Genomic DNA, 14118 nt, shown 5'->3' with positions numbered 1-14118 from the left:
TATCCCTGCGGCAACGGTGCACGGTGCGCAAGGCCGGCCCCGGGGTGTGCACGGTGCTCAATCAGTCCACGGGGTGGGCCCGGGTGATGTGAAGGGCGTGGACGACGTCATGGATGCCCGAGCCGGTGGTGAGCAGGTCGCGGCCGAGCAGGCCCTCGGCGGCCCGCAGATGGGCCCTGACCGTGTTGCGGCTGACACCGAGGCGCCCGGCGGTCCGCTGGGCGTCGGTGTTCGCATCGATCCAGGTCCGCACGGTGGCACGCAGGTCCCGGCGAGAGGTGTCCTGAAGGGGGTGCAGGAAGGCTCGCGCCCAGGTGCGCGCCGGGTGGGTACCGAGCACATCGTCCAGCTCCGGGGCCGGAAGCGGCTCCCGGTCGGCGCTCTCACCGGCGGACCGCGTGCCGGTCAGGGCGAAGGCCAGGTCGAGTACGGCACGGGTGCGGACATCCCCCAGGTCCAGCCCGAGAGTTGTCTCCACCCGCTTGAGATGGCTGGTGACCGTGTTGCGGCTGATGTCCAGCAGTCGGGCCACGGCGGAGCGCGGGAAGGTCACGGCGAGGCGCGTGATGTCGAGGGTCGGCTTCGGCACGGAGTCCAGTGGCAGCAGGAAGGTACTCGCCCAGGCGAGGGCGTCCTGACGGGGCAGCAGCCGCACCAGGTGCGCCTGGCCGAGGTAGGCGGCCACCCGCTCGGGCGTGGTGCGCGCGGCGGCCAGGGCATGCAGGGCCTGGCCGTACGCCTCGGCCGTCGAGTCGAGCGGGTACGGGCCGCTGATGCCCAGCGCGTACCCGGAGTTCTCGCGCACCAGCCGGCGCAGCACGGTGCCCTGGTCGTGTGGACCGCCGGTCTCCGCGTCCTCGGTGACCAGACAGATGAGGTGCTCCTTGAACGCGGGGCAGTGCGCCATCAGGCCCGTACCGTGATATCCGGAGCCGTCCTGATGGAGCTGGACGAGCCGGTCCCGGTCCTCTGTCGGACAGTGCAGCAGATAGACGCGCAGCCGGTCGGCGTCCAGGAGTGCCGGGACCGCACCGGTCGTCATGCGGCGGGCCAGGGTGAGGTCTCCCGCCAACAGGGCGCTCAGCACGGCGAATCGCAGCTGCCGCGCCTTGTACTGGTAGCCGTGGAACGTCGTGTCGGCGTCCCGCGCCTGGCCCAGCAGTGCGATGACGCTCGCCGCGTGCGAGATCAGCGACGCCGCGTCCCGCGTCGGCGTGGAGGTGCCGGCCACCACCAGCACGGGGCGCGGGCTCCGCGCCCCGAGCGCTTCGAGACGTACGTGAAGCGATCCGCTCTCGGTGGCGGCCGCGGCCGCCCGCCCGCCGGAGAGCCGCGCGAGCAGCGGCTCGATCGAGCCCGGCAGCCCGCGCGGGAATCCCTCGGTGGAGACCTGCACCACGCCCGTACCCGCCACCAGCGCGACCTCCGTACGGGTCTGCCGGCCGAGCCACTCCACGACCGCTCGCGGCTCCAGCCCGGTTCCCCGGGTCATCTGGCGTCGCACCTCGCGCAACAGCTCGTCGAGCCGTCCCGCGCTCCCCTGACCTTCCACCGCCGTACTCCTCCCGCCCCCGTCACCTGTCACCGCCGCACCGGACGCCGATGCGTGGCTCGTACAGGATCTCGCGGCGCAGGTGACGGTACGGCAGCGGCCGGCGGCCGCCCGGCAGTGCACACCGGTGGTGTGGATCAACGTCCGGCCCGCCCGGCCTCCTCGTCCGCGACCTGGGCGATCACCTGGGCGATCTCCGCCTCGTCCAGCACCAGCCGGAACCGGTTCGCCAGGGTGTCGAATACGTTCACGAACGAACGCCGGCACTCCTGCAGCAGCCCGTCGGCCGTCTCCGCGTCGACACCAAGTCTGCGGGCCAGCAGACCGGCCACGGCCCGGCGCGCGACCGGATTGCCGAGGGCGGCGGCGGGAGCGGTGTCGCAGCGCAGCGGCTTCCACCGGGGCACGTCGGTGTGGGCCACCACGGTGACGGTGTGCGGCAGGTCCCGCGAGGACGTACCGACGAGGAGGCGGGTGGGTCCGTCCTCGACGACGGTTCCGCCGCGCATGACGACGACCCGGTCGCAGATGTCGGTGACGACCCCGAAGTTGTGGGTGACCGCAGCAGACCCATGTCGCGCTCGCGCTGCAGGTCGCGCAGCAGGTCCAGGATGTCGGCCTGCACGGTGACGTCGAGCGCCGTCGTCGGCTCGCCGGCGACGATCAGATCCGGGTCGGTGGAGACCGCGCCCGCGATGAGCACACGCGGCGCCATGCCTCCCGATATCTGGTGCGGATACAGGGTGAACACCCGCTCCGGCTCCGGGATGCCGACCCGTGCCAGCAGCTCCAGCGCCCGCTCGCGGGCCTGCGCCCGGCTCAGGCCCAGTTCCCGCCGCATGGGTACGGTCAGTTGGGAACCGACGGTGCACAACGGGTCGAGGTTGCTCATCGGCTCCTGCGGCACATAGGCGATGCGCCGTCCGCGCAGCCCGACGAGTGTGTCCGGTGTCGTCCGCTCCCCGTCGAACGCGATCCGGTCGGCGCCGACGACCGCCTGCGGCGGCAGCAGCCCGAGCACGGAGAACACACACTGGCCCTTTCCCGTACATGAGGGCGAGCGCGCATTTTCCGCTGCGCAGGCTCTGCTTCAGGGCGGCGTGCTCCGCCTCGATCACCGAGATCCGGATCTCCGGATGCTGTGCCTCGCACGCGCGGACGAGGCGGGGGCAGCTCGAAGGGGCCGAGGGTGGAGAAGCAACCGACCGACAGGTCACCCGTCAGCACCTCACCGGCGTTTCTGGCCATCTCGACCAGCTCGGCCGTGTGCTCCAGATAGCTGCGCAGCTCACGCTGGAAGTCCTCACCGGCCGCGGTCAGGGTCAGGCCGCGGGCGTGGTGACGCAGCAGCAACTGGACACCGAGCTCTTTCTCCAGTTGGGCAACGGCGGTGGACACGGCAGGCTGGGAGACATTGAGCTGCCGCGACGCCGCGGTCATGCTGCCGAGCTCGGCAGCCGCGGCGAAATAGCGCAATTGCACCAAGGTGAAGCCCACATTGGGAATGCTGCTCAGGGTTACCCGCTCTCGATGCCCAGGTCGGCGTCAGGACCCGCCTCCACTGTGTCGACGGCAGTCTGCCCGATCGGCGCCGTGGCAGCGGCGGAGCGACCCCGGCCGTCCCGCCCCGGACGAGAGTCAGGCCCTGGAGACGGGAGCCGAGCCGACCCAACGGCGATAAGCGTCCACGTCGACATTGCTGCCGCACACGATGGTGACCACGTGCCGGCCGGCGAAACGGTCACGGTCTTCGAGGACCGCCGCGACACCGAGCGCGGCCGACGGTTCGACGACGAGGTTGGCGTGGTCGAGGAGCATCCGCATACCGGCGATGATCGACGCCTCCTGGACCAACACGGCGTCGTCGGCGACCAGGAGGAGGTCGTCCAGGACGGCCGGGATGGGACACCGGCCGGCCACACCGTCGGCGATGGTGTCGGTCGAGTCGGTGGTGACGACACGTCGCCGGCGCCACGAGTGGGTCATCGCCGGTGCGCCCAGCGGCTGGACGCAGATCACCTCGACGTCCGGCGCCAGGGCCTTCACGACATGCCCCACGCCGGTGGCCAGCGCACCGCCGCCGAGAGCGATCAGGACGGTGTCGAACTGCGGTGCGGTGTCCACCAGTTCCAGGCCGATGGTCGCCGCGCCCTCGCAGGTCTCGATGTCCAGGCTGTCCTCGACCAGCCGGATGCCGTCGTACCGTGCGATGGCCGCCGCCCGCTCCCGAGCCATTTCGTGGTCGCCGTCCACCAGCTCCAGCCGGGCGTCCCAGGCGCGGATACGATCCAGCTTGGCCCGAGTCGCGGAGCGGGACGCCACGACGGTGACGTCGAGCCCCCGGCCGCGACCGGACCACGCGAGGGCCTGGCCCAGGTTGCCCGCGCTCGCGCACACCACGGCACGCGAGGCACCGCCGGCGAGCAGGCTCGCGACCACCTCGGTGCCGCGGGCCTTGAAGCTGCGGACCGGGTTCGCCGTTTCGAGCTTGATGCTCACCGTGCACCCGAGGCCGGGCTCCAGCGCCTCGCAGCGGTACAGCGGAGTGTCGAGAAAGACCGGGTCGATGACCCGGCGAGCCGCCCGGATCCGAGTGGTGTCGAGACGCGTCTCCTGCACGGCACAGCAGCGTAGCGCCACCGGCGCTGTTCTCCCCGGGCGCATTCCGGAAGTTGCGGTGCGGGCGTCGGTAGGCTCGGTCCGACGGTCGCTCACCGTAGCGCTTCCTGCGTCACTACTGATCTTTTCGTACGTTCGGTGGGTGTGGTGGGTGGATGGTGAGGCCGGTGTGGTGGAGGAAGGACCACGGCAGTTGCTGGTTGTGGTTGATGCGGTAGATGCCTTGTTCGGTGGCGTCGGCGACATCCGCGAGGCGGTCGCCGACGAGGTGGGCAAGTTCGCGTTTCTTGAGCGACGACCACAGCAGTTCCACCGGATTCAGCTCAGGAGCGTAGGCGGGTAATCGTTCCGGAGTCAGCCAGCCCTGTTCCGCGACCCAGGCTCGCATCACCCTCCAGTGGGCGGACAAGCCGTCCCACATCAGAATCACGCTGTCCCCGCGGTAGAACGCCTTGACCTGTTCCAGGATCTCGATGAGGGCGGTGGTGTCGTAGCTGCCGGGCTTGAGGTGGAAGCAGAGGCGCGGACCACGGTCGCGGTCGCTGGCGTGGTAGCCCGAGAGCCGCGGCCGTCGGCGCACACGTCCAGTTCAGCCGGTGCCGCAGGAGCGGGGCACGTCCGCGGGGTGCGAAGGTACGGCGGACCCGGGGCAGCAGTGAGACGTCTGATTCGCTGAGGAACACCGTCCGGGCACGCCTGTTCCCCTTTCTGATGCGCGGCCACTCGTGCGCGATCCAGCGGGCGATCTCGGACCCGTCCCGCTCGACCGCCCGCCCCTCAGGCCGCTGGAGACTCCAGCCCAATCGGCCCGTCAGCAGACGCCGCACCGACGCCCGCGACAGCGACACCCCGTCACCCGCTCAAGGACCAGGCCGACTCTCTCCAAGGTCCACAAACCGGCCTCGAACCCATGGGCCCGGGCACCCCGCTCCAACGCCGCCCGCATCTCCTCCACCCGACTGTCGTCCAACTTGGGCGGGGGCGACCGGTGGCCGAGCGCCGACGCAAGCCCGGAGCACCGCCTTCCTCCCACACACGCCTCCACCGCCGCACGCTCCCGGCACACACCCCCACCGCCCGCGATCAAGACCGGCAAGTCCCGCCGCTGGGAATCCGGGTAGCTCCGCCTGCGCCTGTTCTCCGCCGCAGCCCACCTCGTCACCGCCGACCGCGCCCGCCGGCTCCGCTTCACGACGCGTTGGCCCCGGACCGCCCTTTCCCGGTCGAGGACACCGGTTTTCCGGACCCGGAGGGACGTTTCCGGCTCGGACGTGCCGCGGCGAGCCATGCTCAGGCGGGTCCACCGGCGTGCGGCCGTACTGCGTCGGCTCATGCCGCAGTTGCTCAGCGCCGAGCTCTCGCGGACGTGGCCGAAGAAGGTATTGGCACACCTCGGCCACAGCTCTCCCTTGAGTCACATTCCGCGCGGCGGTCACCCTGGTCACTGGCTCCCGCTCACCAACACACGGGAGCGTTCAGCGTTCAGGGGAGGAAGTCCACACATGCGAAGACTCCAAGCCCTCTGGGCCGCGGCCGGAACAGCCGGACTGCTCACGGCGGCCGTCACCCCCGCGATGGCCGGCCCCGAGTCCCCGGTCACCACGTCACGGGCCACGAGTACGCCAGATCTCAGCGGATCGGGTGCCTCCCGCACCCAGACCGTCACCCTCATCACCGGCGACACCGTGTCGTTCACCACCGGGCCGGACGGCAAGTACGCCGTCGACGTCCGGCGCGGGAAGGGCCGCGAGGCCGCCACCTTCGTGTCCAGCGAGCGGAACGGCGAGATCAGCGTCCTTCCGGCGGACACGATCCCACTGGTGCAGGCGGGCCGTCTCGACCCGGCTCTGTTCAACGTCAGCCGGCTGGTGGAGCAGGGCTACGCGGACGCGAAGACCGGCGCCACCCCGTTGATCGTGACGTACGAGAAGGGCACCGCGACCCCCGACGGGGCGCGCCGGACGCGCGCGCTGCCCGGTATCGACGGCGCCGCACTCAGCGCGCGGAAGTCGACCGTCTTCTGGGCGGACGTCGCCCCTGCCCTCGGCACCGAACCGACCGCGAAAGCCGCACGCCGGCTCGGTGAGGGCATCGGGAAGATCTGGCTGGACGCCAAGGTGGAGGCGTCCCTCGACGTCAGTGTCCCGCAGATCGGCGCGCCCGAGGTGTGGCGGTCCGGCTACGACGGCAAGGGCGTCAAGGTCGCCGTCCTGGACACCGGCGTGGACGCCGGCCACCCGGACCTCGCGGGGAAGATCGCCGAGTCGGCGAGTTTCGTGCCCGACGAGACGGTCCGGGACGGCCACGGGCACGGCACCCATGTGGCGTCCACCGTCGTCGGCTCGGGCGCGGCCTCGGACGGCAGGCGCAAGGGGGTGGCGCCTGGTGCGGAACTGCTGGTCGGGAAGGTGCTGGGCAACGACGGCCGCGGTCAGACCTCCTGGATCCTTGAGGGTATGGAGTGGGCGGCGAAATCCGGCGCGAAGATCGTTTCCATGTCCCTGGGCGGCACGGCCTCGGGTCCCTCGGACGTGCTGAGTGAGACCGTCGACGCGCTGTCCGCGTCCACGGGCGCCCTCTTCGTGGTCGCGGCGGGCAACGCGGGACCGGGCGAGCAGACCGTGGGGACCCCGGGCATCGCCGACTCGGCGCTGACGGTGGGCGCGGTCGACAAGTCCGACAAGCTGGCCTCGTTCTCCAGCCGCGGACCGCGCCTCGGCGACTCCGCGGTGAAGCCGGAGATCACCGCACCGGGCGCGAGCATCACGGCGGCGCGCGCCTCCGGCACCACGATGGGCACCCCCGTCGACGACAACTACACGACGGCGAACGGGACCTCCATGGCGACCCCGCATGTCGCGGGCGCCGCGGCACTGGTCGCACAGGCGCATCCGGACTGGACGGGCGAGCAGATCAAAGCGGATCTGGCGAGCACCGCCAAGACCATGCCGGACGCCACGGTCTTCGAACAGGGCGACGGCCGGATCGATGCCGTACGGGCGGTGAACCAGGGCGTCTTCGCGACCCCGGCGCTGAGTTTCGGAAAATTCGAGGACGGCGACACCGAGTTCGCCACCAAGAACATCACATACACCAACACCACCGACAAAGCAGTGGAGTTGAAGCTCTCCTCGACGCTCACCGCTGCCGCCCCGGGCGCCGGCACCGTGACCGTCCCGGCGAAGGACACCGCCACCGTCGCGATCACGGCCAACCCGGGCCACGAGACGACGGGCCGGTACACGGGCCACATCACCGCGAGCGCCACCGGCATCCAGGTCACCACCGCCGTCGGCTTCGAAAAGGCGCCGAAGACCTACGACCTCAAGGTCTCGCTGCTGAACCGCGACGGTAACCCGTCCACCGCCGCGTCGCTCTTCATGCTGCAGGAGCTGAACGGAGCGTATCCGGACACGCACGGGTTCCTCGGCAAGGGCTCGACCTTCCAGGTGCCGGCCGGTACGTACTCGATGGCGTCGTGGATCCCGGATGTGGACACGGCCGGGCTGGCCGTCGGCACGTCGGTCGTCGGCGATCCCGAGATCAAGGTGGACGGAGACATGGAGGTCGTCCTCGACGCCCGCACGGCGGTGGAGATCAAGCTGAAGACCAAGGAGAACTCGGAGTTCCAGGGCTTCAGCACCAACTGGCACCGGGAAGGGCCGGGCAGCTCCTTTGGGCTGACCTACAGCCAGGGCTTCTGGACCGACCACATCTATGTCGCTCCGACCGAGAAGGTCACCGAGGGCATGTTCGAGTTCTCCGCCAAGTTCCGGCTGTACGAGAAGGAGCTGACGGCGAGCGTCACCAGCCCGGAGAAGTACTCGCTGCCCCTCGACTACACGCAGACGTACACCGGCTTCCCGGCGAAGTTCAGCGGTGAGCGCACCGTACGGGCGGTGGACGCGGGCAGCGGAACCGCTGCCGACTTCGAGGGACTCGACGTCAAGGGCAAGGTGGCGGTGGTCCGCGTGGCCGCCGGGAAGAGGGCGGACGAAGCCCTGGCCAACGCGAGTGCGGCCGGTGCCGGTTACGTCATCGCCTACCAGGACGCGCCCGGATACTGGATCACCGCCGTGGACAGCACGCCCATCCCGCTGATGATCGCCACCGGGGAGAACGGCGCGAAGCTCGGCGCCCTGCTGAAGAGCGGGAAAAAGGTCAAGCTGAAGCTGGACTCCACCCCGGTCAGTCCCTATGTGTACAGCGTGATGTTCCCGCAGTCGGGCGCCGTCTCGGCCAACCAGACGTACAGCCTCAACAGCTCCAACACGGTGAAGCAGAAGGTTCGCTACCACGGAGCCCAGGCCGGTCGGATCGGCAAGGACGCCGTGTACCGGTACCGTCCGTGGCAGAAGATCGACATCTCGACCGTCAACGATGTGCAGCTCGGCACGGAGCGCACCGAGTACTACAACGTCTCCGACACTCGGATCTGGCACGCCGTCTATCCGGACTCGAACGCGAACTATCCTCAGTGGGACTCCCTGAAAACCTTTGACAAGGCGGGCAAGCTGCCCACCGAGGACTGGCTGCGCCAGGTCATCCGTCCGGCGACCAGTGAGCAGTACGGCATCTCCCAGCGCACCGGCGACAGACTCACCTTCAGGATCCCGGAGTTGAGCGACGCCACGCCGGGTCACTACGGGTCCGTCGAGAACGTCCAGGACACCGCGAAGGGCAAGCTGTACGCGGACGGACAACTGGTCGGCGATACCACACTCGGCGGATCCGGCAGCTTCGACGTCCCGGCGGCGAAGGTGCCCTACCGCCTCGTGCTCGACGCTCGGCGGACGGCCGACTGGGCCGAGTACTCCACCAGCACCCACACCGAATGGTCCTTCGCCTCGGCGCACACGGACCAGCTGACGGCGCTGCCGCTGCTCTCCGTCGACTACGACCTGGACGGGCTCGACCTCCTCAACCGCGCCGAAGCGGGGCACAAGTCGGAGCTCGGACTCTCCGTCCGGAATCAGGCGGCAGGCGTCACGGCCGGTGACCTGAAGGCCTGGGTCTCCTACGACGACGGCACGTCCTGGAAGGAGGTGAAGGTGAAGCACGGCAAGGCGGAACTCAAGCACCCGAAGGGCGCGGAGTTCGTGTCGCTGCGCGTACAGGCCGCCGACCGGGACGGCAACCGGATCGACCAGACCGTGCTGCGGGCATTCGGCCTGAAGTAGACACGACGTTCGGCTTAAACTGAGCGACGGCCTGGGGCGGTGCGAAGCCCCTTAACAAGAATCCTCTACCGTGCCGGGCCATGGTGAACACGGCATACGACACGGATCCGCAGCACACGGCAGGACAGACCCCTACCGCGAGCCCCTGGGCCGCGGTAGGGGTCTCCGCTCTTGAGGAGGAGGTGTACCAGGCGGTCCTCCACCAGCCCGACGCCGGAGCGGCAGGCTGGGCGCTGCTGACAGGTGCCTCCCCCACGCAAGTACGCGAGGCCTGCGACCGGCTGCTCGCGCTCGGGCTGATCCAACCGCCGGACTCCATGGGCGGGTTGCGCGCAATCGACCCACGGGTGGCGATCCGCGCGCTGATCCGGCGGCGCGAGACGGAGTCCGAACTCCTCGCCGCCACCGCCGAGGAGATCGCCACCGCGTACGAGGCCGGGCTGCTGCGCGAGGAGCCCGCGCGCCTGATCGAAGTCGCCTCCGGCGAGGGCACCATCGCGGCACGCCTTGAGGAGTTGTACGCGCGCGCCGAGCACGAGGTGTGCCTCTTCGACACGCCGCCGTATCTCGCCCCACCCGCCCCGCAGGCGGATCTCCAGGCCGATCTGCTCAGGCGCGGGGTCGTCTCCCGCGGGATCTACGCGGCGACCGCCCTGGAGGATCCGAACATCCTGTCCCGCACCTGGAAGATGGTGGAACTCGGCGAGCAGGCCCGGGTGTTGCCATCCGTACCCCTCAAGCTGCTGGTGGTCGACGGGTGTCGGGCGATGCTCCCGCTGACCGCCTCCGCGGCGGGCGGCTACTGCGCCGTCGTGGTGTGGCACTCGGCGGTGACCGAGGCCTTGCAGAAGCTCTTCGAGCTGGCGTGGCAGCAGGCGACGCCACTCGGCCGGGCGGCTGGTGACGGTGAACTCCCCGAGGGCGAGCGGACGTTGATACGGCTGCTGGCGGCCGGGATGAAGGACGAGGCGGTGGCCCGCCATCTGGGAGTGAGCCTCAGGACGCTGCGCCGGCGGGTGAGCGAGCTGCAGGAGAGACTGGGGGCGGCGAGCCGGTTCCAGTTGGGGGTGCGGGCCGCTCAGCGGAACTGGGTGTAGCACGCGGAGGAACCGGCTGGGGGCCGCACCCCCGTCACTGGGATGCGGCCTCCACCTTCCTGCCGGAAGCACTGCCGCGTCACCGGGGATGCGGCCCCACCTTCCTGCCAGAAGCACTGCCCCCACGATGACCGGCGGGCTCCACGAAACCCCGTTCGGCTCAGGCATCTGAGGGACGACGGCCACGTCAGCGGCCTTCTCCGCGACGGGCTGCCCGGCCCCAGCGGTGACCTCGGCCGGCTGGGTGAGCGACGATCGGGTGATACGGCGATGGAGCCGGCTGACCCGGACCTCCGCGTTCCTCGTCCTCAACACTCCACACCAGGCACCACCCGGCAAAGCCCTACTGGCCGGCGCTCCGGATCTGTTCGATCCTGGCGTTACGGATCAAGAATTTGCCCGGTTCGCGGACCTGCTCGAACGCCTCGTTGTTCAGCAGGGCGCAGCTGCCCGACGTCGAAGTGATCTGCACCGTCGTGGACTTGTCGTTGTCGAGGTTGGTGACGCGGAGCGTGGTACCGACGGGGAACTGATTGCTGGAGGCAGCCGGGGCACCCGCCTCGCCGGAAAGGGTGACAGTAGATCCGGCACACACGACATCGCCTTCAGCGCTTCCGCCGGCGTTCCCGGCGTCCCCGGTGTTCCCGGCACCCGCGGCGCTGCCCGCTTCCGCTCCACTGCCCGCGTCCGCCTCGCCGCCCGGTTGCGCCTCTCCTCCCGCCGGTGCCCCAGAACTCGCCTCATCGCCGGCACCGGCACCGCTACCTCCCTCGCCGACCTCGCAGTTGGACGCCGCCTGTTTCCGCTCGATCTCCTCGATGACGGCGACGCGGTTCGCGATCCGCGCCTCGGACAGCGCGTCCGGGGCGGCGCGCTGCGCGGCGATGAAGCTCTCGTTGTTGCCCAAGGCGGTGGCCAGCCCGTCGCAGACCACCGACGCCTGACTCGTACCGGTCATCGCCACCGCCGTACCACCCACCAGCGCTGCCGCGCCGACCAGCAGGGAAATCGCCTTCTTACGGCTCAGGGTCTTCTTACGGGACACGTGTGGGGCTCCTGTCCCCGGCCGCGAAGGAACGGGGCCGGCTGGGTATCCGTGTGCCGTCACATACGAAGGATTCATCCATCCCACTCACCCGCCGCGAAGATAACTTCGGCCACACCAAGGTGAGTTCACCCAAACAGCAACACACCCGGCACAGCCTGGACGCAGTAGCAGCAATCAGCCTGATCCGGATGGCCGCTGCCGCAGGAGTCATCGTGTACGTACCGCCGCGTCCGTTCAGTCCCGCTTCGCGAAATCTCAGAAGTGGGCCGACTTTTTGAGGCCGCACATCCCAAGCTCGATACTTATCCTTGATCGTCAACTCACCGACTTTCAACAAATCAGCCACTTCAGCCAGGCGTTAGAAGTCGGTAGCTTCCACTCTGCGTCAAGATCGCACCTACCACCTCCACGAGTAGATATCGGTCGGACAACGGCTTTTCGTCCTTCTCACTGAAGATCCAGGGCGGCGGCGTCAGCTCTTACCCAGTTGCCACACCCATCAGGGAAGCAGGAGACGGTGCCGTGCTCTCCCTATCCATGGATTCCGGCGCTGTCTACTATGCCTGCCGCGGCTCCCCTGCCGAGATCAGCCCAATGCGGGCTCACTCAATGGTCGTCACGATCGCCGGTTCGGCTAACCGGCGATCAACAATCCCCTGCCCCGTGCCCGAATCCGCGTTCAGACAGCTGGGGCACCTTCAGCCCTGACCTGGCGGCTGGCAGCCGGCACCGCCGACCGCCAGGCGTACAAAGCGCGCAGGACAGGTCACGCCCGCGGGCAAGCCGGAACGACAACCTCGGCCGACGGAAGTGATCCAAACGAACCGGCCCAGGTTCTGTCCCGGTCGTGATCAGGGAGCCAGATTCTGGCTCCTGACCAGAAGCTGAGAGCAGAGGGTGTCGTACGCCCATCGCTCCCAGTTGTCCGGTGGCCACGCGCGGTCGCGAGTCAGGACAAGGAAGAGCTCGGGACTGAGCAAGGCGTAGATGATGTCCGCCGCCTCTCGCGGGGAGACGTCGGGGCTGGCGCCGGGCATATTCAGCAGAGCCTTCGCGGCTGTCGAGATCACCACGTACCGGGGGTCGGTCCGGCCCGGCCACAGATCCCGGATCTCCGGGTCGGTCGCCGCCGCGGCACGGACCATCTCGTTGATGGCCGCGACACGTTCGAGCGTCCCGCGCGTGCCGGTGACCAGTGCGGCCAGCGCGGACTCGGCGGTGGGCCCGGCCGTGACCTCGGCGAACCACGGCCGGTCCATCGTCGGCACCGGCTCGTCGTCGCCCGCGATCGCGACATCGACCAGTTCCTTGAGCAGCGAGGGCTTGTTCCGGAAGACGAAGTAGATCGTCTGCACCGCCACGCCCGCCCGGTCGGCGATCTCCTGCAGCCTGGTCGCCCCGTAGCCCTGCTCGACGAAGAGCGCACCCGCCGCGTCGATGATCCGGCGCCGTGTCTCCCGGGCCTTGTCGCCCCGTTTCCCCTTGACCTCGCTCATGACTGGAGCCTATATCTATAGTGCAACTCTAGAAGTCAACTCTAGTCAGTGGAGGGTGATCCGTGCACGCCATCGCCAACCGTCAGCAGGCAGAGGCATGGAACGACTGGGAGGGCATCCACTGGGCCGAACACCCCGAGCGCTACAACGCGATGATGGGCGCGTTCAACGCCCCCCTCTTCGCCGCGGCGGGCATCACCCCGCACGACCGGGTACTCGACGTCGGCTGCGGCACCGGCCAGACCACACGCCTCGCCGCACAGCAGGCGTACGACGGCCACGTCGTCGGAATCGACCTGTCCGCACCCATGCTCGAACGCGCCCGCAACGACGCCATATCGGAAGGCATCGAGAACGTCACCTTCGAGCAAGGCGACGCCCAGGTGCATCCGTTCCCCGACCGCGGGTTCGACGTCCTCATCAGCCGCGGCGGTGTCATGTTCTTCACCGACCACATCGCGGCTTTCATCCATCTCGGCCACGCGCTCGCGCCAGCCGGCCGACTCGCGTTCCTCGGCCCCCGGCCCGGGGGCGCGGACAGCGCCTACGCCCGAGCGACCGCCGCACTCTCGCCGTTTCTGCGCGAGGCCTCCCCCGCCGCCACGGGGATGGGGTCCCTGCTTGATCCCGCGCGGATCCACCAGGTACTCGCCGCCGCCGGGTTCACCGACATCGACGTTGCCGCCGCCGAGGCCCCCATGACCTTCGGCGCCGATGCGGGCGACGCGGCCGACTTCATCTTCGCCATGGGCCCGACACGCCACAACCTACGCGATGCCGCCCCGGCGACCATCACCCGAATCCGTGCCGCTGTACATGACGCGCTCACAGAGTTCGAGACCACCGACGGTGTCCGCATCCCCGGGTCCGTCTGGATCGTCACCGCGTCGCCGACACACACCCCGTCGATCAAGTGATGGGACAGGCTGCTGCATGTCCCAGGCTCCACGCTCCTCGTAACGGGTGGAAACGGCTCCGAACCGCTCGCTACCCGGCGTGGCTGACGTCGATCGCCGCCCCCTCACGGGCGTGTTCCGGGGCAGCTGATGGTTTGGGGTTGCCATCGTGACCGGCCGGACGAGCACACTCGGTCCACGTCCCTGCCGGCCGACGAGAAACAGGTGGC

Annotated in this window: 8 protein-coding genes and 3 pseudogenes; 3 read left to right on the top strand and 8 right to left on the bottom strand. The window is 69.4% G+C overall.

Features of this window, described 5'->3' with window-relative positions; genetic code table 11:
* Nucleotides 1-61: 61 nt before the first annotated feature.
* The 6 genes and pseudogenes from ACFXKG_RS20535 to ACFXKG_RS20510 all read right to left on the bottom strand — a co-directional run.
* Nucleotides 62-1552, bottom strand: coding sequence for a helix-turn-helix domain-containing protein (locus ACFXKG_RS20535; RefSeq protein ID WP_384840734.1), 1491 nt, complete (start codon nt 1550-1552; stop codon nt 62-64).
* 472 nt (nt 1553-2024) lie between these two features.
* Nucleotides 2025-2606 (bottom strand): annotated as a pseudogene (locus ACFXKG_RS20530) (ATP-binding cassette domain-containing protein); the annotation flags it as partial.
* 308 nt (nt 2607-2914) lie between these two features.
* Nucleotides 2915-2992: pseudogene (locus ACFXKG_RS20525) on the bottom strand (LysR family transcriptional regulator); the annotation flags it as partial.
* A gap of 198 nt (nt 2993-3190) precedes the next feature.
* Nucleotides 3191-4171, bottom strand: a complete 981-nt coding sequence (locus ACFXKG_RS20520; RefSeq protein ID WP_384840731.1) for a threonine/serine dehydratase — start codon at nt 4169-4171, stop codon at nt 3191-3193.
* A 115-nt stretch (nt 4172-4286) separates the two neighbouring features.
* Nucleotides 4287-4751, bottom strand: coding sequence for a transposase (locus ACFXKG_RS20515; RefSeq protein ID WP_384840729.1), 465 nt, complete (start codon nt 4749-4751; stop codon nt 4287-4289).
* Nucleotides 4752-4911: 160 nt separating this feature from the next.
* Nucleotides 4912-5019 (bottom strand): annotated as a pseudogene (locus ACFXKG_RS20510) (winged helix-turn-helix domain-containing protein); the annotation flags it as partial.
* Nucleotides 5020-5673: 654 nt separating this feature from the next.
* On the opposite strand from ACFXKG_RS20510, the gene ACFXKG_RS20505 reads away from it, so the two are divergent.
* Together ACFXKG_RS20505 and ACFXKG_RS20500 are read left to right on the top strand one after the other, a co-directional pair.
* On the top strand, nt 5674-9351 hold the full coding sequence (locus tag ACFXKG_RS20505) for a S8 family serine peptidase (protein WP_384840726.1): 3678 nt from the start codon (nt 5674-5676) through the stop codon (nt 9349-9351).
* 80 nt (nt 9352-9431) lie between these two features.
* Nucleotides 9432-10448 (top strand): helix-turn-helix transcriptional regulator, encoded by a 1017-nt coding sequence (locus tag ACFXKG_RS20500; RefSeq protein ID WP_384840723.1) that lies wholly within the window; start codon nt 9432-9434, stop codon nt 10446-10448.
* Nucleotides 10449-10791: 343 nt separating this feature from the next.
* On the opposite strand, the gene ACFXKG_RS20495 is transcribed toward ACFXKG_RS20500, so the two are convergent.
* Both ACFXKG_RS20495 and ACFXKG_RS20490 read right to left on the bottom strand, forming a co-directional pair.
* Nucleotides 10792-11493 (bottom strand): hypothetical protein, encoded by a 702-nt coding sequence (locus ACFXKG_RS20495; RefSeq protein WP_384840721.1) that lies wholly within the window; start codon nt 11491-11493, stop codon nt 10792-10794.
* An 854-nt stretch (nt 11494-12347) separates the two neighbouring features.
* Nucleotides 12348-12992: a TetR/AcrR family transcriptional regulator gene (locus ACFXKG_RS20490; protein WP_384840718.1), complete on the bottom strand. Its 645-nt coding sequence runs from the start codon at nt 12990-12992 to the stop codon at nt 12348-12350.
* A gap of 62 nt (nt 12993-13054) precedes the next feature.
* Between ACFXKG_RS20490 and ACFXKG_RS20485 the strand changes: the two genes are divergently transcribed.
* The gene (locus tag ACFXKG_RS20485; RefSeq protein WP_384840716.1) at nt 13055-13909 is read left to right on the top strand and encodes a class I SAM-dependent methyltransferase; all 855 of its coding nucleotides are present in this window, start codon (nt 13055-13057) and stop codon (nt 13907-13909) included.
* Nucleotides 13910-14118: the final 209 nt, after the last annotated feature.

Source organism: Streptomyces sp. NPDC059255 (genome assembly GCF_042752355.1).
Lineage (GTDB): Bacteria > Actinomycetota > Actinomycetes > Streptomycetales > Streptomycetaceae > Streptomyces.
The sequence above is the reverse complement of the archived record's forward strand: the minus strand, read 5'-3'. Positions and strand labels throughout refer to the sequence as shown.